The organism is Peribacillus simplex, assembly GCF_001542915.1.
In the GTDB taxonomy this organism is placed as follows: domain Bacteria; phylum Bacillota; class Bacilli; order Bacillales; family DSM-1321; genus Peribacillus; species Peribacillus simplex_B.
In genome coordinates, this window is record NZ_LNNH01000037.1 from 1 (window position 1) to 19,955 (window position 19,955).

At 44.5% G+C, this 19,955-nt stretch carries 18 protein-coding genes; 2 read left to right on the forward strand and 16 right to left on the reverse strand.

The window, feature by feature from the left end:
* Window positions 1-388, forward strand: a 388-nt coding sequence (locus tag AS888_RS17560; protein WP_185113124.1) for a transposase, incomplete at its 5' end; no start/stop codon positions are given.
* Window positions 389-535: 147 nt separating this feature from the next.
* On the opposite strand, the gene ftsZ is transcribed toward AS888_RS17560, so the two are convergent.
* The 16 genes from ftsZ to mraZ form a co-directional block, all read right to left on the reverse strand.
* Window positions 536-1,693, reverse strand: a complete 1,158-nt coding sequence (gene ftsZ / locus AS888_RS17565; RefSeq protein WP_061143449.1) for a cell division protein FtsZ — start codon at window positions 1,691-1,693, stop codon at window positions 536-538.
* A gap of 44 nt (window positions 1,694-1,737) precedes the next feature.
* The gene (ftsA, locus tag AS888_RS17570) at window positions 1,738-3,039 is read right to left on the reverse strand and encodes a cell division protein FtsA (RefSeq protein ID WP_061143450.1); all 1,302 of its coding nucleotides are present in this window, start codon (window positions 3,037-3,039) and stop codon (window positions 1,738-1,740) included.
* A 245-nt stretch (window positions 3,040-3,284) separates the two neighbouring features.
* Entirely contained in the window at window positions 3,285-3,650 is a 366-nt protein-coding gene (locus AS888_RS17575; protein ID WP_061143451.1) for a small basic family protein, read from the reverse strand.
* Window positions 3,650-4,360, reverse strand: a complete 711-nt coding sequence (locus AS888_RS17580) for a DUF881 domain-containing protein (protein ID WP_061143452.1) — start codon at window positions 4,358-4,360, stop codon at window positions 3,650-3,652. Before AS888_RS17580 ends, AS888_RS17575 begins: the two co-directional genes overlap by 1 nt.
* Window positions 4,361-4,402: 42 nt before the next feature.
* Window positions 4,403-5,095, reverse strand: a complete 693-nt coding sequence (locus AS888_RS17585; RefSeq protein WP_260320238.1) for a DUF881 domain-containing protein — start codon at window positions 5,093-5,095, stop codon at window positions 4,403-4,405.
* A complete protein-coding gene (locus tag AS888_RS17590; RefSeq protein WP_061143454.1) occupies window positions 5,082-5,864 on the reverse strand; it encodes a cell division protein FtsQ/DivIB in 783 nt (260 codons plus the stop codon). Before AS888_RS17590 ends, AS888_RS17585 begins: the two co-directional genes overlap by 14 nt.
* 131 nt (window positions 5,865-5,995) lie before the next feature.
* Entirely contained in the window at window positions 5,996-6,904 is a 909-nt protein-coding gene (gene murB, locus AS888_RS17595) for a UDP-N-acetylmuramate dehydrogenase (protein ID WP_061143455.1), read from the reverse strand.
* Between the two features lie 346 nt (window positions 6,905-7,250).
* Complete coding sequence (gene spoVE / locus AS888_RS17600) at window positions 7,251-8,351, reverse strand: stage V sporulation protein E (RefSeq protein WP_100534037.1); 1,101 nt, start codon at window positions 8,349-8,351, stop codon at window positions 7,251-7,253.
* 149 nt (window positions 8,352-8,500) lie between these two features.
* Window positions 8,501-9,853, reverse strand: coding sequence for a UDP-N-acetylmuramoyl-L-alanine--D-glutamate ligase (gene murD / locus AS888_RS17605; protein ID WP_061143456.1), 1,353 nt, complete (start codon window positions 9,851-9,853; stop codon window positions 8,501-8,503).
* Window positions 9,854-10,831, reverse strand: coding sequence for a phospho-N-acetylmuramoyl-pentapeptide-transferase (gene mraY, locus AS888_RS17610; protein ID WP_061143457.1), 978 nt, complete (start codon window positions 10,829-10,831; stop codon window positions 9,854-9,856).
* A gap of 90 nt (window positions 10,832-10,921) precedes the next feature.
* Window positions 10,922-12,394, reverse strand: a complete 1,473-nt coding sequence (locus AS888_RS17615) for a UDP-N-acetylmuramoyl-L-alanyl-D-glutamate--2,6-diaminopimelate ligase (RefSeq protein ID WP_061143458.1) — start codon at window positions 12,392-12,394, stop codon at window positions 10,922-10,924.
* Between the two features lie 158 nt (window positions 12,395-12,552).
* The gene (locus AS888_RS17620; protein ID WP_061143459.1) at window positions 12,553-14,475 is read right to left on the reverse strand and encodes a stage V sporulation protein D; all 1,923 of its coding nucleotides are present in this window, start codon (window positions 14,473-14,475) and stop codon (window positions 12,553-12,555) included.
* Between the two features lie 116 nt (window positions 14,476-14,591).
* Window positions 14,592-16,751, reverse strand: coding sequence for a penicillin-binding protein (locus tag AS888_RS17625; protein WP_061143460.1), 2,160 nt, complete (start codon window positions 16,749-16,751; stop codon window positions 14,592-14,594).
* A 2-nt stretch (window positions 16,752-16,753) separates the two neighbouring features.
* Window positions 16,754-17,107, reverse strand: a complete 354-nt coding sequence (gene ftsL, locus AS888_RS17630; protein ID WP_061143461.1) for a cell division protein FtsL — start codon at window positions 17,105-17,107, stop codon at window positions 16,754-16,756.
* A 25-nt stretch (window positions 17,108-17,132) separates the two neighbouring features.
* Window positions 17,133-18,071: a 16S rRNA (cytosine(1402)-N(4))-methyltransferase RsmH gene (rsmH, locus tag AS888_RS17635; protein WP_061143462.1), complete on the reverse strand. Its 939-nt coding sequence runs from the start codon at window positions 18,069-18,071 to the stop codon at window positions 17,133-17,135.
* A 52-nt stretch (window positions 18,072-18,123) separates the two neighbouring features.
* Window positions 18,124-18,555 (reverse strand): division/cell wall cluster transcriptional repressor MraZ, encoded by a 432-nt coding sequence (gene mraZ / locus AS888_RS17640; RefSeq protein ID WP_053345229.1) that lies wholly within the window; start codon window positions 18,553-18,555, stop codon window positions 18,124-18,126.
* Between the two features lie 520 nt (window positions 18,556-19,075).
* Between mraZ and AS888_RS17645 the strand changes: the two genes are divergently transcribed.
* On the forward strand, window positions 19,076-19,955 hold an 880-nt coding region (locus tag AS888_RS17645), incomplete at its 3' end, for an IS1182 family transposase (protein WP_155645538.1).

Genomic DNA, 19,955 nt, shown 5'->3' on the forward strand with positions numbered 1-19,955 from the left:
CCCTTCGGGAGAAACTTTAAAGTACTCAACAACAAATAAAGAGGGCTATCGCGAGTACAAATCGCCAAAACAAATTTGTGCAACATGCTCATTTTTATCAAGGTGTACGGAAAGCAAAGACCATCAAAAAGTAGTGACACGGCATATCTGGCAAGCATATGTGGAAGAAGCAGATCATCTGCGTCATCATCAAGAGGTAAAACCTATATATGCGAAACGCAAAGAAACGATTGAGCGTGTATTCGCAGATGCAAAAGAAAAGCATGGTATGCGTTGGACTACTTTAAGGGGACTTAAAAAATTGTCGATGCAGGCGATGCTTACTTTCGCTGCCATGAATTTAAAGAAGATGGCCACTTGGACATGGCAAGGTCCTAAAATGGCTTAACATAGTGGCTCGAAGAGCCCAAATCTCGTAACCTTTGGTCAAAATTTCAAAGGAATTTCAAAAGGGGTTCGGAATTTTTTAATTCCGAACCCCTTTTGTCTACAAACTGAACCGTTCCCAGCGGGAACGGTTTTTTAGCCGGTGATATTAACGGCGTCTATTGCGGTTACGGAGAAAAGTTGGAATATCCAAAGCCTCTTCGCCTTGGTTCGCATTGCGCGAAGGCTGCTCATTGACTTCTTCCCGCTTCACTTCACGCTTCACATTAGTCTGTGGCGCTTGCTGTGTCTGCGGCCTTGATTGCTGCTGCTGTCCAAGTGTTGGACGTCCAGTAGGGCGTATGGAAGCTTCCACTTCGTTGAACCCTGTTGCAATTACCGTCACGACGATTTCATCTTTAAGGTTCTCGTTGATGACTGAACCAAAAATCATGTTTACGTCCTGATCGGATGCAGTAGCGACGATATCGGCTGCTTCCTGAACTTCGAAGAGACTTAAGTTCGTTCCGCCAGTGATGTTCATCAGTACGCCTTGGGCACCATCAATCGATGTTTCGAGTAGCGGGCTGGAAATGGCTTTCTTCGCCGCTTCTGCCGCACGGTTTTCCCCTGAGGAAATCCCGATGCCCATAAGCGCCGAACCTTTGTTGGACATGATGGTCTTAACATCGGCAAAGTCCAGGTTAATAAGACCGGGAACGGCAATTAAATCTGAAATCCCTTGTACACCTTGACGAAGTACGTTGTCGGCCTCACGGAAAGCTTCAAGCATAGGTGTGCTTTTATCGACGATTTCAAGGAGACGGTCGTTTGGTATGACGATCAGTGTATCGACCGATTCCTTCATGGATGAAATGCCGCCTTGTGCTTGTGTTGCCCGTTTTCTGCCTTCAAAGGTAAATGGACGTGTGACTACACCAACGGTAAGCGCGCCTAAATCTTTAGCAATGCCCGCGATGACAGGAGCAGCTCCCGTTCCGGTTCCGCCACCCATTCCAGCGGTTACGAAAACCATATCGGCACCCTTAAGCGCTTCTTCGATCTGTTCTTTGCTTTCTTCAGCAGCCTTTTTCCCCACTTCAGGATTGGCTCCAGCACCCAATCCGCGTGTAAGCTTTCCGCCGATTTGCATTTTGATTTCAGCTTTTGATAGATTAAGAGCCTGGGCGTCAGTATTGACAGAAATGAATTCAACACCTTGCACGCCATGCTCGATCATTCTGTTTACCGCATTGTTTCCGCCGCCGCCAACACCTATTACTTTTATCGTTGCTAATTGTTCTAAATTAGAATCAAACTCCAACATGACAATCCTCCTATTTTGACGAAATTCCCGATTCTTAATGATTGTTATTCAAAAAAGTAACCTAGGATTTTTTTGAATTTAGATTCACCTTTTTCACCTTGTTTTTTAGCCGGTACGTTCTCTTTGTTTTTCTGAGAAACCTTTTGGCTGCGCTGGTCATTTTCTTCTTGCGTTTGACCGGCTGCTACAGGCGTTTTATTAGCGGTGTTTTTTTGCATTCTCTCTTTCTTGCATGCATGTTTAATCAAGCCGACTGCAGTCGTATATTGGGGTTCCCTGACACCGATGTAATTCGGTTCGGCCGTCCTTACACGGTTTTGGAACACATATTGAGCGAGCTCCAGGACTCCCGGCATTTTGACAACGCCACCGGTCAATACGAAACCGCCTGGAATATCCTGAAAGCCAAGTCTCCTCAAATCATCTTGAATCAACTCGAAAATTTCGGTCAATCTCGCTTCAATGATATCCGAAAGCATTAATTGATTGCAGGGCTGCTGCTGGTCGCTTCCGATGATCGGTATTTGGAATACTTCATCTTCGGACGCGTCATCATAAAAGGCATGGCCATGCTTTACTTTTATTTTCTCAGCCTCCTCCATCGTTGTCCTAAGAACGATGGAAAGATCCTTCGTAAGTGTTTCCCCGCCTATAGGTATCACAGACGTATATTGTAAATAGCCTTGTTCGAATATTGCCAGCGTAGTGGAACCCCCGCCAATATCGACAAGCGCCACACCAAGTTCTCTTTCATCCTTGGATAAAACAAGGGAACCTGCCGCCAATGGCTGCAGGGCGATATCGGTTATTTCTAACCCAGCCCTTTCCACACACCGCAGCGTATTATGTAAGATTGTCCGAAGACCTGTGATTAAGATCCCTCTCATTTCCAAGCGAACACCGATCATGCCTCTTGGATCGCTGATCTCATCAAGTTCATCAACTTTGTAATGGATGGGCACCACGTCGATAATCTCCCTGTCGGATGGGATCGTAATTAACTCCGCTGCTTCCCTAACACGGAAAACATCATGCTCCGTAATTTCTTTATTATCACTGGATACCGCTACTACCCCATGACAAGGCTGCAGCGTCACGTGATTTGCACTTATGCCGACGATTACGTTTTTTATCTCCATCCCTATCATACGTTCTGCTTGCTCGACAGCCTTTTGGATGGATTGGACGGTTTCATCAATACCGACGATTGAGCCCTTTTTGAGCCCTTCCGATTTAACATTTCCTACACCGATTATATTTAATGTGTCATTGACCATTTCCCCAATGATAACTTTTACACTGGATGTACCGATGTCAAGACTTACGTATATTTCATTGCTGTTCATTCTCCATGGCACCTCCTTCAGTTTTATACATGTTTTAGTAGAATAACATTTTTATATCGAAAGACCTATTCATTATAGAATAACTGAACTGATTTCACCAACTCGTGAATGTCATAATAAGCGGTACATTTCGTAGATTTCTCACTTTAAGCTGCACATTGTTCGTTTCTCGTCATAATGGAGAAATCTGCTAAACTGGATACTGCATAAACTATTCGTCATTTAAGATGTGATTCCCTTTAAAATTATAGATTTTTTTTCTGCTTTTTACGGGAATCGGACCATTTTTCAATCAGTATTCTTCTGATCATGGCGATATTCTGAAACAGTCTTACGCCGAATACGAAGATAGCGGCTAAATATAAGTCTACACCAAGATGTACACCTAGAAAAGCCAAACCTGCGGCAAGAATTATATTAAAGAAGAATCCGGTTACGAATACAACTTCATCATAAAGACCTTGCAAATGGGCCCTGATGCCTCCAAATAAGGTATCAAAAGCCGCGAGCACGGCAATGGAAAGGTAATTTGAATATTCATGGGGAATATCCAAATCGACCAAAAAGCCGAGGGCGACTCCAATCAGGAGTCCAAAAACTGGCAGCCACATTACGAATCCCCCCCATCCATGAAGGGCATCATGTGTTCCACTTTTACATCATTTTGGTAGGCAGGCAATGTCAATTCACGAGAAGGTGCCTTTATTTGCAATTCGAAGTTATCGATGAAAAAATCATCCATTAGTTCCGAGCCTTCAATACGCTGCTTTAATTTCTTTGGATCATCCGTCATTACCTGCAGTTCGACCGGGTAATCGGTTAACGGATATCCGTCCATTTTCGGCTGTCCATTTATATCACGAATGACCGATGTCGTTATGTACCTTTGACCAGCTATGGAAATGTCGTCCGCCCCATACCTATGCATTTCATTAAGGAGCCTGATTAACAATACCGGGGAAATATACTCGATCCGCTCGCCAAGGAGGATCCCTTCCTTAATCGGTTGAATGGACACGATTACACCTTTACCCTTTATTTCGGTCAAACCAGCTTCAGTCTTTAATTCAGTCAGGGTCTTTCGCAGCAATTCTTCCTTGCTTTCATTTCTCTCGGTTTCATAGGATGCTATTTTCCCTTCGAGCTTACTGATGCCATCTATCAATTCCACTTGTGCTTGCTGTTCTTTCAATAAATCATTTTTCAGCTCCCACATATCCCTTGTATCGGAAACGACAGGTTGATTCACCAAATTGAATTGGATGGCGAGCATGAAGCCCGCAATCAAAGTAAGCAAACTAAAAGAAAGCTTTTTTTTCATTTCCAGTCTCTCACCAATCTTTCATCGAATCCAGGAAACTGATCACCCTCCAATAATGGGGTCAAACATGATATTCTTTTTCTTTTCCATAGTAAAGATGATATTTTCGTCAACCAGCTGTTCCTTTATGCCTCCAGGAAGGTCGAGGGAAGCCCCCAGGACATCCGGATCCCCGATTGCAGTAATGATGAATGGAGCCGGATGCTGGTGTCCATCGACCGTGATGACTGGTCCATTACAGATTATATAGGAATCATGGTTCAATCTCTGACCGTTGATCGCAACAGCCTCTGCACCTGATATGTATAATTCATTTACAACCTTGAAGACATGCTGTTCATGAACCAAGTAGTTATTGACATTGGCTTCCGGATCCACATTCGCACCATCGTCAAGGGTTACCTGAAGGCCTGAACCCGTCACCTTCACTTTCCCGAGAAACATCCGGTATTTCTCCGTATCTTTGGCCAAATTGAAAAACTGCTGCTTTTCCTGGGCCAAATCTTTTTCGATCCTGGATACGGTTTCCTGCTTTTGAAGCAGTTCCTTCTGAAATTCCCGGTTCTCGGTCTCTTGTTCAATCAGTTGTTGCCTAAGCTCATATTCTTGATTCCATGCCTTGTCCTCACTTACTCCCCGATTATCCTGAGCCAGATTGTAAGAGAAGGCAATCATAAATCCGAGCACCAGGCAAACGAGGGATAGCACCACCCGTTTGCCATCAATTTTGTTCATTCGTGTCTTCCTTTTGTTCCACATTTTTATACGCTTTAAAATAAGAACCCACTTCCAGATCGATGACTCCCTTTACCTTTGGATCCAACTGACTGACGATTGATGGGTAGTGGATCATTTTCTCGAATAACGTCCGGCTTGTCGCGTTCACTTCGAACCCATCGTTCATGAACATGACGATATGGTAGGCGTCGGTTTTGGTTGGAGCATAATGGATTTCCGAAATGGCATTTTGAATTTCAACAGGAAGCTTATCCAGCTCTTCTAAGAGCAACTTTAATGCTTTACCCTCTTTGAAACCGATTAAAACCGGGGCAAATACTGGAATTTCCCCTGTCGCTAACTCCTCCAGGACGGTCCCGTTCTCCAAAATAGGGGCATACTTCCCATTATTGGACAGGTATGCCATCTTGTTATGCTCGGATACCGTAATTTTAATCGAATTAGGAAATACAGGTGTTACCTTGGCACTTTTTATTTCCTGGTTTTTTTTAATATTGGCTGCCGCTTTCCCTGTATCGACCTTCCAAATGCTTCGATCTTTCTTCACCTTGCTCAATTCAATGATTTGCTTGGAAGTGATATATCGATTCCCTTCCACCTGAACGGTTTTCACATAGCTTAGCGGGGATAAGAAATATAGTACGCATGCAACCAGAATGAAGAAAAGGGAAAGCAACAGAACCAGCCGTTTGTTTGCTTTGCTTTTTCTTAATTGTTTTAATTTCGGGATGCGGTCCTCAATGGAAACGATTTTCCCCTTTTCCATCCCTTTCACCTCTTCCTGAAAAAATGGATGGTTTTTATACAATACGAAATCACGACACACTCTAAGTCCGTTTATATGAAACTTTAAAAGGTAACACATTATAACACAAAATTTGGATATATTACATCCTATTATTTACGGCCGATAATTTCGACTTCTGTTTCCATTTCAACTTCAAATTTATCATATACAGTATCTTTCACATGCTGTATCAAGGCCTGAACATCCGCTGCACTCCCATTACCCGTGTTGACGATAAAGTTACCGTGCATTGGGGAAATTTGCGCTCCGCCAATCGAGTGTCCCTTCAGACCGGCATTTTCCACTAATTTACCGGCATGATGCGGTAGTGGATTCCGGAATATGCTGCCTGCACATGGCAGGTTATACGGCTGCGTATCCTTGCGGTAATTTTTGTTATCCTGCATTCTTGCAACGATTTCGGTTTTATCTCCCTCGGTCAATTGGAACACGGCTTCCAACACGATACCAGGTCTTTTCTTTTGAAGTACGGAAGTTCGATAAGAAAACTCCATTTCCTCCTTCGAAAGCCAAGCTAAAGAACCATCCTCAAACAGAACATGCGCTTCCTTGAGAATCTCACTCATATCGGAACCGTGTGCGCCGGCATTCATATAGACAGCTCCGCCGACGGAACCTGGTATCCCACTGGCAAATTCCAATCCTGCATAGCCTTTTTTACTGATCTGAACAGACAAGCTGACAAGTGAAACACCAGCTCCAGCTTTGATTTCCGTTCCATTCATCTCGATATGATCAAGGCCTCTGCCCAATTTAAGTACGGCACCCTCAATTCCCCCATCACTTACAAGAAGGTTGGAGCCCCTGCCGATAGCCCGCCACGGTATGGCATGCTCTTTGATGACCTGCATCGTTTTTTCTATATTTTCAACGGAAGATGGCACGATGAATAAATCAGCGGGCCCTCCTATTTTCATAGTTGTATGATTCGCAAGCGGTTCTTGTTCGAGAACCTTGCCGATTTTCATTTCAGTTAATTGCTTTATCACTTTATCCATGATAAACCTCCTTGTTGTTCCCATAATTCCAAATCATGATTTTCATTTCCTCTTTCATGAGGTCACTGTTTTTCCAAGAATGATGACATCTTGCATGTAAAAGCATATAAAATGAACAGAAGCAAGCGCCTATGCGGCCTAACCCTCTTATACTATAGTCTAAACAAAGCTGTATTGCCAATATTTATTGTGGATTCGCAAACATTCATACATGGTAATATTTTATTGGCATTTCATTTATTTCTAATTTAAGCCAAGGTTCCTTCACCCTTCATTTCCTGCAAAGGCTTTCAACCTAAAAAGGGAAGCCCCGCGTGTGACAGGACCTCCCTTTTTTGAAATTTTCTTAAAACCTTGAGTAGCGGCTAATGTTCAATAGTACCCCAATCGCCATCAACATGAGTGTAAGCGACGAACCACCGTAGCTTAACAGGGGAAGGGTGATGCCGGTAACTGGCATCAAGCCCGTCACGACCCCGATATTGATCATCACCTGGATGGCGACCATGGCAATGATCCCCACCGCTACAAGGCTGCCGTATAAATCAGGTGCCCCAAGCGCTATCCTAATCCCTCTCCAAAGCATAAGCGCAAATAACAGAATGACGAGAGAGCCTCCGATGAAGCCCAGCTCTTCGGAAAGGATCGCAAAAATGAAATCGGTCTGCGGCTCTGGTAAATAGAAAAATTTCTGCCGACTTTGCCCGAGGCCAAGACCGAACAATCCACCCGGACCGATCGCATAAAAGGACTGGATCATTTGAAAGCCGCTTCCCAAAGGATCTTCCCACGGATCCAAGAAAGATGTGATTCTTTTTATCCTGTAAGGCGCTGACAAAATCAAACCGATGAAGCCGGCTACGCCGATCAGCCCCAAGCCAACAAAGTGGCTGATTTTTGCTCCGGAAATGAAAATCATGACAATGCATGTTCCCACCATGACCGTTCCCGTTCCAAGGTCGGGCTGTAACATGATCAAGCCAAATGCCAAAAACACTAACCCTAAGGATGGAAGCATCCCTTTTTTAAAGGAGGTGATGAGCTTTTGGCGTTCGGATAAAAACTTGGCTAAAAATGCGATCATCGCCAGCTTCATGAACTCGGAGGGTTGGACCGAAAAAGCCCCTACGCCAATCCAGCTTCGCGAACCATTTCTTGCCATCCCTATTCCTGGCACCAATACTGCAAGCAGCATGATGAAACAAATGATGATCAAGATCTTGGCCCAGGTCCTCCATGTCCAGTAATCCACATTCATGATGAAAAACATGGCGATGACCCCTACGCAGGCGAACAGCAACTGTCGCTTTGCAAAATAAAAGGAATCATCAAATTTATATGTTGCCCAAATGGCACTTGCGCTGTAAACCATGATTAAACCAACGGTCAGAAGAGTTAAGGTGACGATAATGAGAATGAGATCAGGATTCGATTTTTTTAATGGCACGGACATCCACCTCGAGGAAGTTTTTCGAGCCTGTACGAATATAAAAATCAATGCTGCACTATAGCCAAAAAAAAAGCGATAACGGCTCATTATCGCTTTTTTCCAAGGTGTCAACGTAGAAGCAGATTCACTTCTTTCTGCGAAAGCTGTTACTTAAGTTTATGCACGGCCTCCATAAACATGTCTCCTCTTTGCTCAAAAGTTTTATATTGATCCCAGCTTGCACAAGCCGGGGAGAGAAGAATACAGTCGCCTTCATTAGATAATTCAAATGCAGCCGGTACGGCCTTTTCTACATTATCGACACGTTTTATATTCGTTATTCCTATTTCTTTGGCTATCCGCTCAATTTTTTCTGCCGTTTCACCAAACGTTATCACGGCCTTGACATTTTTCATGGCCGGTTTTAACTCATCGAATTCATTGCCGCGGTCCAATCCGCCCGCCAAAAGGATGACAGGTTCAGAAAAGGATGTCAACGCTTTGGATGCTGCTAGGATGTTCGTCGCCTTCGAATCATTATAGAATTTACGGTTTTCGATCATAGCTACGAACTGCAGACGATGCTCCACGCCATAAAATGTTTTCAGGACTGTCTGGATCGCTTCGTTTGCAACACCCTTCAATTTGGCCGCTGAAATGGCTGCGAGCACATTTTCCAAATTATGTTTCCCAGGAAGGGCTATGTCGGCAATGCCGATGATTTTTTCTTGGCGGAAGAAGACGGCTCCATCTTCTACATAGGCACCATTCTCGTGCTTCCCTTCGGTCGAAAAGGGAACGAGCTGAGCCTTGGTCTTTTTCGCCATCGATACAACGGCATCCTGGTCTGCATTATAAATCAAGAAATCGGAGGCTAGCTGATTTTTCGCAATCGCCGCTTTTGCTTCCGCATATTCTTGTTTGGAACTATGATAATCCAGGTGCGCATCATACAAATTCGTCAAGATGGAAATCTCAGGACGAAACTCCTCTATTCCCATTAGCTGGAAAGATGATAATTCAATGACGATCGAGTCATCCGCTGTCGCCTTTTCGGCCACTCCAGATGCGACTGTCCCGATATTCCCGGCGATGAGCGGTGACTTTTCACCGGCCTTCAACATTTCGAATATCAAAGTTGTCGTAGTCGTCTTCCCGTTCGTGCCCGTAATTCCTATGAAAGGAGCCTCACTGATTTGATAGGCAAGCTCCACTTCCGTAATAACCGGTATCCCTTTTTCCAACGCCCCTTTTACAATCGGATTTCGATAGGGTATCCCGGGATTTTTGACGATCAATTCAAACCCTTCATCAAGCAGTTCAATCGGATGGCTGCCGCAGATGACCTTGATTCCCTGTTCCAGCAGTCCTTGAGCCTCAGGGTTTTCCGATAATGGCTTCATGTCATTCACCGTCACGAAAGCCCCTAATTTATGTAGAAGCGATGCTGCCATCACTCCGCTCTTTGCCAAGCCCAATACCAATACTTTTTTTTCTGAATACCTTGCCGTCTCTTTCAATTATATCCACACCTCTAAATAGATTCCGAGTACCGCACACAGCAAGCCTACTGTCCAGAAAGTCACGACGACGCGCCATTCGGACCACCCAGATAGTTCATAATGGTGGTGGAGCGGACTCATTTTAAAAATACGTTTACCAGTCGTTTTAAAAGATCCTACTTGCAGGATGACAGAGAGTGTCTCAATGACAAAAACTCCTCCAATGATTACTAACAGTATTTCAAGCTTCGTCAGTAAGGCTATCGTTGCGATGGCTCCTCCCAGGGCCAAGGACCCTGTATCACCCATGAATACCTTAGCAGGATGGGCATTGAATACCAAAAATCCAAGAACAGACCCTACGACTGCCACCGAAAATATAGAAATGTCGTATTGTGACTGACTCCATGCCAAAATCGCAAAAGCGCCAAAGGCAATGGCTGAAGTTCCTGAGACAAGTCCGTCAAGTCCATCCGTCAAATTGACGGCATTCGAAAATCCGACCAACCAGAAAATCACGATAAATAGATAAAACCAGCCAAAGTCGACGGAAAAGTCAGTGCCCGGGATCGACAATTCCGGATTGAAACGATCTGTCTGCTTGAAGACGAAATAAAAGATGACCGAAATCACGATTTGTCCAAGCAGTTTTTGCTTGGATGTCAAGCCAAGGTTCCGCTTCATGACCACCTTGATGAAATCATCCAGGAAACCAAGCAATCCAAACCCTAAAGTAACGAATAATAATAAATAGGTTTCGGTGGATGGTACCGAAAATTTAAAAGTCATCACCAGCGTGGCGATGGTAACCGATAATAATATCACCAAACCGCCCATGGTAGGCGTTCCCGTTTTCTTCAAGTGCGATTGCGGGCCTTCTTCCCTGATGCTTTGCCCGAATTTCAGCCTTCTCAAAAACGGGATGAAAATGGGCGAAAGAAGTACAGTTACTAAAAACGCCACCAAAATCGTATAAAAAATTACTTGTTCCAACATTCCTTACTCCCTCATTCCTAACACAATTCAAATATAAAATTCTGCTTGTTGTCTTTTCCTGATAGTAAACCGGGCCCATTCACCGACGGTTCAAACTGTACCGAAACGGCTTCGAATCGCCTTTTCCGCTTCTTCACGGTCATCAAAGTGCAGCACTTCGTCACCGACCAATTGATAGGTTTCATGACCTTTGCCCGCTATTAAAATAACGTCGCCCTCTTCAGCCTTGGAAACGGCATGGATTATTGCCTGCCTCCGGTCTTCGATTACCAAATATTCTTTACCTGCCACTCCAGCTTCCATATCCCGCAAAATCTGGGCCGCATCCTCACTGCGTGGATTATCGGAGGTGAAAATGGGATCTGTCGCCAAGTTGCAGGCAATCTCTGCCATGATCGGGCGCTTTGTCTTGTCTCGGTCCCCGCCGCAGCCGACGATCACAAAAATTTTCTTTTCAGCGAACTCAGCAACGGTCTTGAGGACATTCTCCAAGCTGTCCGGAGTGTGGGCATAGTCAACGATAACTGGAAAGGCTTGATTCGCCGTAACGAGTTCAAAACGGCCTGCCACTCCTTTTATCTTCTCGATCGATTTAATGGTGTCATCTATATCGTTGCCAGCGCATAGGGAAGCCGCGATGGCGGAGAGCACATTATATACGCTGAATTTACCAATGAGCTTCAGCTGAATGTAACGTTCTTCCTTACCCGCTGTCAAGATGAATGATGTGCCATTGGCATCAATTTTTAAATCCTTTGCCCTGATATCGGCTTCATTGTCTATACCGTAAGTTACGACTGTGGCAGCCGTCGCTTTAATGAAATCTTCGGTTGCCTCATCATCAGCGTTAAGCACGGCATATTTAGGACGATTTTCTATGTAAGCATTTCCGAGCTGCGAGAAAAACAAGGATTTTGCCTGCTTGTATCTGTCCATCGTTTTATGGAAATCCAAATGGTCTTGTGTGAGATTCGTAAATACGGCAATATCATAGTCGCAGCCATGGACGCGTCCAAGTTCAAGTGCATGCGAAGATACTTCCATTATGGCCGTTGACACAGACGCTTCGGTCATTTCATGAAAAGCCTTTTGCAATGTAACGCTATCGGGCGTCGTATTCTTTGTTTCATAGACCTTATCGGCAATTTTTGTATACATCGTGCCGATCAATCCCGTTTTTTCATGCCGATCCTCGAAAATCTTTTCCAGCAGATGACTGGTTGTCGTCTTTCCGTTCGTGCCGGTGATTCCGATCAAACGCAGCTTTTGCGTCGGATGACCATAGAATGCATCGGCAAGGACCGCCATCGCCCTGCTTGAATCCCTGACGACGATTACGGGTACAGGCAAATCCAGCTCCCGTTCGGCAATGACTGCCGCAGCTCCATTTTCAACAGCGGATTGGGCAAAATCATGACCATCGACCGTATAACCTTTTATACAAACAAATAAACTTCCGTCTTTGACTTTACGGTTATCATTTTCAATGGAGGTGATTTCAGGATTCTCTCCTTCATGGCTAAATAAGGAGTGTAAATAAGATAGTAATTTTTGAAGCTTCATTTTTCCATCCCTCTCAACTTAATTTGAGGATTCATTATATGTGATTAACCTTGGCTTGTCGAGAAACCATTTTTAATTATACGGGGTTATCGCGCCTCCGTAAACAAAGCGGCTGATGATTCTTCAGCCGCTTAAACTATTCATCTATTATATTATACTTAATCTTTATTTTCGCCAAGATAAATTCTTATTGTAGAGCCTTCTTTTACCTTAATGCCCGCATCAGGTGCTTGATTTATGACTTTATCCCCATTTCCGGCGATATCGAGCTTCAAATCCACTTGCTGGGTTTGCAGCTCTTTTCTGCTCATTCCGACCACGTCCGGCACCTCGACCATGACGGGATCCGTCCAGACCCTTTCCTTCTCAATCTGGTTTTTCCTTGGTTTGACGCCCATCGCCCTAAGAGAATCCTCCATGATATTGCCGACGATCGGAGCCGCAACGACACCGCCGAATTGCACCGTTCCTTTCGGATTATCGACCGCGATATAGACGACGATTTGCGGGTCATCGGCTGGAGCGACACCAATGAATGAGAGAATATAATTATTTTCAAGGTAGCGGCCATTTTCCGCTTTCTGCGCCGTACCTGTCTTTCCGCCAACGCGATATGACTCGACGAATGCACCTTTACCGCTGCCTTGCGCCACTACTGATTCAAGAGCTTCACGCACCTTTTTCGAGGTCGCTTCCGAAATCACCTTTTTCTTGGCCTGCGGGGTCTTTCTCATAAGTACTTCACCCGTTTTTGGGTCAACCAATTCCTTTGCGATATATGGCGTGTATAAAGTCCCGCCATTCACGGCAGCCGATACCGCCGTCACCTGCTGAATCGGCGTTACGGCCACACCTTGTCCAAATGCGGTCGTTGCCTGCTCAACCGGGCCCACGCGATCCATATTGAACATGATCCCTTTTCCTTCTCCGGTTAAATCAATCCCCGTTTTTTGTCCAAACCCGAAATCATTGATATATTTAAATAACTTATCTTTCCCGAGCCTGTTGCCCAACTCCACAAAACCTGGGTTGCATGAGTTCTCGACCACTTCAAGAAAGGTTTGATCGCCATGTCCTCCGCTTTTCCAGCAATGGAGCGTGGATCCAGCCACCTCAACATGCCCGGAGTCATAAAAATGTTCCCTCTGCAAATCCACCTTCCCTTCCTCCAGCGCTGCAGCAAGGGTGATGATCTTGAAAGTCGATCCCGGTTCATATATGCTCCAAACCGGCAAATTACGGTTATACACTTCGGATGGTACATTTTGAAAATTAGAAGGATCGAAGGTCGGCCTGCTGGACATGGCTAAAATTTCGCCAGTATTCGGGTCCATGGCAATGGCGATAAGACCATCAGGGTCATAGGTTGCCTCCGCATTATCGAGCTCCCTCTCCACGATCGTTTGGATTTTGCTATCGATCGTCAGCTTCAAATTATCTCCATCAACGGGAGGCTTATAGTCATCGGCCATGTTTTCCAGCCTCTTCCCTTTGGCATCCGAATAGAATTTAACAAACCCCTTCTTCCCGCTTAGCTCCTTATCATAGGACAATTCAATTCCCATTAGCCCCTGGTTATCCGATCCCGTGAAGCCGAGTACATGTGAAAGATATTCACCGAATGGGTAATGGCGCTTTGAATCTTCGGCGATATACACGCCCTTTATCCCCAATGCTTTTATTTCTTTCGCCTTTTCATGGGATATTTTTCTGCCTTCGGGAATTCTGACGCTCATCGCTTGTTTCGTCAGCCATTGATAAGCCTTTTCCTTGGTCATATCCAATATGGAAGCAAGCTGTCCCGCCGTCTGATCGGGATCTTCAATCTGCCTTGGGATGACATAGACCGTTGGGGCGGAAATATTCGTTGCCAGCTCTACACCATTGCGATCCAAAATCTCTCCCCGCTTAGCCTCAAAAGGAATATTCCTGCTCCAGGAATCTTTAGCGAGCCCCGTCAACTTATCACCTAGATAGAATTGTACAATTCCCAAGCGGATATCAATGATAAAAAAAACTACGATACCCACTGCCAATGCGATTGCCAGCCGTTTTCGGACAGTAACATTCGAAACACGCAAAAACAGGCACCTCCATTTCATACATGCTTCAATATATGCTTGTCTACTTGATGCTAGACTAAGAAACCTTCAAAAAAATGAAGGGGGGAACCCGTATGGATTCCCCCCTTCATTGCTCATTCGGTTTTTTTATCTTTCGGGATATCTTCAGTAGCCCCTTCTGGCTGGGATAATTCAATATGGAAGGAATCCCCTTCCTTCACCTTTTTCCCTGCCTGGAGATTCTGTTTACTCACATATCCCGTTCCTGTCGTTTTCAGGTCCAGTTTGGCGACATTAGCGAATTTCATGACGTCCCGCAAGGACCACCCTGTCATATCCGGAACTTTCATTTCACCTTCCGTTCTCAAGATGATTTTTTCGCCCTGCAGAAGCGTGCTCCCAGCCTTCGGGGATTGATCGAGCACTTTACGCCCGCTCCCTATCGTGCTTACATCATAACCAAGTTCCTTCAGCTCCTTGGCGGCGGAGCTTTCGGGTTGGTTGGTATAGTCGGCAATGTCAATCGCTTTTTGTTTTTTCACATCAGATGGCTTGATGTTTAAATATTGCAGGCTATTCTGCATGACCGGATTGAAAATCTCTGACAATGGGTCTGCTCCGACATAAGAAGCCCCCAGCTTGGGCTGCTTCACTGCCACATACATGACCAATTGCGGATCATCTTTTGGAGCCATCCCTAAAAAGGAGAATACGTAATTATTTTTACCTTCCAGATATCTTCCAGTCGGACCGGCAATTTGTGCAGTACCGGTTTTGCCTGCGACTTCATATCCGTCGATGGCATATTTGCTTCCTGTCCCCTTTTTCGCAGAAATGACCGTTTCCAAATAATCACGCACCTGCTTGGCGGTCTCTGCTGAAATCGGGTTCCCTGTCACTTTCGGCTTTGTCGTTTTCAAAACCTTGCCTGTATCCTGATCGGAAATGCTTTTGATCACATAAGGCTGCATCATCTTTCCGTCATTCGCTATGGCGGAAGCAGCCTGGATCTGTTGGATCGGGGTGACGGTAGAACCTTGCCCGAAGGCAGTCGTCACTTTTTCAAGCTTGTACTTATATTGAATTTTACCGGTTATTTCATTCGGTAAATCGATTCCCGTTTTGTTGTCGAACCCGAATTTCGTCAAATACTCCCTGAAGGTATCCGCACCGATCTTATCCATGGCAAGTGTTGCGAAAGCGACGTTGGAAGAACGTTGGACCCCTTCAAGAAACGTCATGCTTTTCCCTCTTTCAATTCCACTATGATCATGAATTTCCCCTGAACCGGCCTTATAGGTTCCCGCTACAAAACTGTCGTTCGGTTTGAAGACTCCTTCCTCAACAGCCGCCGCAAGCGTGAAGGTTTTCATCGTTGATCCCGGCTCGAAGGTTTCTTCAATGGCAAGGTTGCGCCATGTATCCGTAAGCCCGACTTTCGTTGTCGGATGGAAGGTGGGCCTTTGTCCCATCGCCACAATCTCTCCTGTTTTAGGATTGGATACAATCGCTATGATTTGCTCGGGGTCATATTTTGCCTGCACTTTGCTCAACGAATCTTCCAAGAAGGTTTGGATTTTCTTGTCGATGGTCAGCATGACATCATTGCCATTATCCGGGGCAACCACTTTCTCCTTCGCATCCGGTAATAGCAATCCCCATGAGTCACTGTCATAGGTCAGCTTCCCGTTCGTTTCCTTCAATTCTTTGTTGAGATACCTCTCAATGCCGAACTTACCGGCCATCTCGCCCGTTTTCTCATCCTTTTCCACATACCCTATCAAATGGGATGCGAAAATTCCATTCGGGTAAAAACGTTTATTCGTCCTTCCGAATGTAATGCCCGGCAGCTCCATTTTTTCGATTTTCTGTTTGACGACCTGGGTCAAATCCTTGCCCGCGCTGCCAAATTCGACTTGATAAGCCTTTTTATTACTAGTAAGACGCTCATAAATTTCCTGCTCATCCATGTCAATATATTTAGCAAGCTTGCTCGCGGTCATTTCCGGATCCTCGACGTGCTTAGGTTCCTTGTCACTGAGAACAGCCCTTAAGATATAAGATGAAGTATCCTCGGCGATGACTTCCCCCTTTGTATCGAGGATGCTGCCCCTTTTTGCCTCTATCACCTGTTTTTTCTCGTATTTCTTTTCGATTTTCGAAGCAAGCACTTCCCCGCCTGCTGTTCCTGTCACCTGAATATATAAAAAGCGGCAAATTAAAACAAAAAAGAGCAGGCCGAATAAGAAGAATAATCCGGCTGCCCCATGCTTCATATTTTTTTGTTTCTGCATTATTACTGCACACCCTTCACATTATTCTTATTTAACTTGAACCCAAGCGCTGCAGCTTTTTTCCAAATTCTCTCGTATGTACTAAGTTCGGCAACTTGCACTTTCAAATCGTCATTCACTTTGCCCTGTTCGTCAATTTTCGACTCAACAAGCTGGATCTCTTTATTCGTTTCATAAATGGCCGCTTGATTGGAAACGATCTTCACTCCCATAAAAGCAACCATAATAGCAAGGGCACATAGTAAGAAAACTTCACCAATGGATATCTTCGCCTTACGGATGACCACTGTTTGTGTCTGTTGCTGATGTTGGTCTTCATATTGCTGTTCTTGCATTTTTTTGGCTATGGAACTCATTCCTGTTCCCCCTTACTGATTTTTTCTATATTTTTTGCTTTTCAGCAATTCTTAGCTTAGCCGAACGTGAACGATTATTCCCTTCCAGTTCCTCTTCCGAAGGTAATATCGGTTTTCTCGTTATGATTTTTAAGGTTGGTTTGAATTCATCCGGTATGACAGGAAGCCCAGGCGGAAGGTCCGGCATGCTGCTCGCTTTCTTAAATACCGTTTTGCAAATCCTATCCTCAAGTGAATGGAATGTGATAACCGAAATCCTGCCTTCCATATCCAAAAGCGAAATCGCTTGCTCCAGGGAATCCTCGAAGACGCCAAGCTCATCGTTCACGGCGATCCTGATTGCTTGAAATACCCGTTTTGCAGGATGTCCGCCTTTACGTCTTGCAGGTGCTGGGATCCCTTCTTTAATCAGCTCCACAAGCTCGAATGTCGTTTCAATCGGTTTTATCTCGCGTGCCGCTTCTATTTTCCTGGCGATTTGCTTGGAAAACTTTTCTTCTCCGTATTGAAAGAAAATCCTCATCAAATCATGGAATGACCAAGTATTCACGACATCATAAGCAGAAATGGCCGCACTTTGGTCCATCCTCATATCCAAAGGAGCATCATGGTTATAACTGAAACCCCGTTCCGGTGTATCCAATTGGGGCGATGACACTCCTAAATCGTATAGGATCCCATCGACTTTCTCGATCCCCCTGGCATTCAACTCTTCTTTCAAGTATTTAAAATTATTAGGAACAAGAACGATGCGTTCACCATAGCTTTCCAGTTTTTCCTTAGCATTTCGAATCGCCGTTTCATCCTGATCAAAAGCATAAAGCCTGCCCTTGTCAGATAGCTGTGAAAGCAAGTATTCGCTGTGACCGGCTCCTCCTAGTGTACAATCTACGTAAACTCCATCAGGTTTGATGTTCAATCCATCAACCGTCTCTTTTAATAACACTGTCGTATGTTGAAACATGCTAGACATCCTTCCAATCGGTTATTGAGTGACTCTATTTCTGAGGGCAGCCTTAAATATCAAAGCCAATCATATTTTCTGCTATCTCAGCGAAAGAATCCTCCGAAGCTGAAAAATAGTTTTCCCAAAGGGATTTGCTCCAAATCTCAATACGATTGGTAACACCAAGAATTACACATTCTTTTTCCAATTGGCCATATGAAGTAAGCGGCGTGGGGATATTAATTCGCCCTTGTTTGTCAATTTCACATTCTGTCGCTGCAGAAAAGAAAAAACGGGTAAAGGCCCGGGCATCTTTTTTTGTTAAAGGCAAGGCTTTCAGCTTTTCTTCAAGCAGCTTCCACTCTTCCATAGGGTAACCAAATAAACATTGATCGAGTCCGCGGGTCAATACAAATTGCTCCCCGAGATTGTCCCGGAATTTCACTGGGACTATCAAACGGCCCTTAATATCGATGTTATGATGGTACTCTCCCATGAACATACCCATTACCCCCACATTCTAATCTCAATGTACCACAATCCCCCACCTTTCTCCACTTGTTTTTACTTTCTCCTTCCAAGTAATAATTCCCTTCTTTTCAATGCCTTTTTTATTTAGCCAATTTTTTCAAAGAACCGTGCATTTCCCTCGAATGGACTCAAACTAGGACGCAGTCCCGCTATTCCTGTCGAAGCAATGCCTGACAGGTGTCCAGGAAACAGAAAAAGACAGGCTTTAGCACCTGTCTTTCAGACTGTAGACAAACTCGATGAAAATCGAGTTTGTCTATTTTTATGGCCTGTACAATTTAGACGTTGATTTCCACTCCAGGCACTCGCTTTCCGCGGGCGGTCGGGGAGCCTCCTCGGCTTTGCCTGCGGGGTCTCCCCTAGACGCGCTTTTCCCGCAGGAGTCTCGAACACCCGCTCCAATCAACTTTGTCTTACCTTTTAGATAGAACACTTTTGACTGGAGTCATTTTTGTTTTAAAATTGAAGGATTAAAACTTGAGGTGATGAGGATGCTTTCTAAACATGATTCTATTCAGCGAGATCAACTTGAAATGATTACGTTAGATCAACTGGTGCCACCGAACCATTTGGTTCGTAAAATGGAGGCTGCCATTGACTTCACTTTCATTTATGACTTGGTGAAAGATATGTACTCAGAGGTAGGACGCCCAAGTATTGATCCAGTTATTTTAGTTAAACTGACTTTCATTCAATATACCTTCGGTATTCGTTCCATGCGTAAAACGATTGAAGAAGTTGAAACCAATATGGCTTACCGTTGGTTCTTAGGCTATGGTTTCCATGATAAAGTACCTCATTTCTCTACGTTCGGAAAAAATTATGAGCGACGCTTTAAAGATACAGACCTGTTTGAACAGATTTTCTGTCGCATTTTAATGACAGCTGCTAATAAAAAGTTAATAAGTGTAGAACACGTTTTCGTGGATTCCACACATGTGAAAGCCAGTGCGAATAAACGGAAATTTGAAAAGAAAATTGTTCGTAAAGAAACACGAGCGTATCAAGGACGTCTTCAAGAAGAAATCAATCAAGATCGTGAAAACCATGGAAAGAAGCCTTTTCCACCAGATAAATTTGATAAGGAAGAAACCAAAGCAATTAAAGAAAGTACTACGGATCCTGAGAGTGGCTACTATGTGAAAGATGAACGAACAAAACAGTTTGCCTATTCATTCCATGCGGCCGCAGACGGCAACGGTTTTGTATTGGGAACGATTGTAACACCTGGTAATACACATGACTGTCAGATTTTGGAGCCACTTGTTGACCAAGTGATTGAGAAAGTTGGAAAACCAGAAGCAGTTGCCGCAGATGCAGCTTATAAAACACCAGCGATTACAAGCTACCTATTTAACAAAGAAATCACAC

Bases quoted from the DNA above. Each gene is read 5' to 3' on its own strand.
- AS888_RS17580 (WP_061143452.1), bottom strand. From the start codon at position 4,360: ATGAAAAAAAAGCTTTCTTTTAGTTTGCTTACTTTGATTGCGGGCTTC.
- murB (WP_061143455.1), bottom strand. From the start codon at position 6,904: ATGGATAAAGTGATAAAGCAATTAACTGAAATGAAAATCGGCAAGGTT.
- AS888_RS17585 (WP_260320238.1), bottom strand. From the start codon at position 5,095: ATGAACAAAATTGATGGCAAACGGGTGGTGCTATCCCTCGTTTGCCTG.
- ftsZ (WP_061143449.1), bottom strand. From the start codon at position 1,693: ATGTTGGAGTTTGATTCTAATTTAGAACAATTAGCAACGATAAAAGTA.
- mraY (WP_061143457.1), bottom strand. From the start codon at position 10,831: ATGTTGGAACAAGTAATTTTTTATACGATTTTGGTGGCGTTTTTAGTA.
- AS888_RS17575 (WP_061143451.1), bottom strand. From the start codon at position 3,650: ATGTGGCTGCCAGTTTTTGGACTCCTGATTGGAGTCGCCCTCGGCTTT.
- mraZ (WP_053345229.1), bottom strand. From the start codon at position 18,555: ATGTTCATGGGAGAGTACCATCATAACATCGATATTAAGGGCCGTTTG.
- AS888_RS17625 (WP_061143460.1), bottom strand. From the start codon at position 16,751: ATGCAGAAACAAAAAAATATGAAGCATGGGGCAGCCGGATTATTCTTC.
- rsmH (WP_061143462.1), bottom strand. From the start codon at position 18,071: ATGTTTCAACATACGACAGTGTTATTAAAAGAGACGGTTGATGGATTG.
- ftsA (WP_061143450.1), bottom strand. From the start codon at position 3,039: ATGAACAGCAATGAAATATACGTAAGTCTTGACATCGGTACATCCAGT.
- AS888_RS17590 (WP_061143454.1), bottom strand. From the start codon at position 5,864: ATGGAAAAGGGGAAAATCGTTTCCATTGAGGACCGCATCCCGAAATTA.
- ftsL (WP_061143461.1), bottom strand. From the start codon at position 17,107: ATGAGTTCCATAGCCAAAAAAATGCAAGAACAGCAATATGAAGACCAA.
- AS888_RS17615 (WP_061143458.1), bottom strand. From the start codon at position 12,394: ATGAAGCTTCAAAAATTACTATCTTATTTACACTCCTTATTTAGCCAT.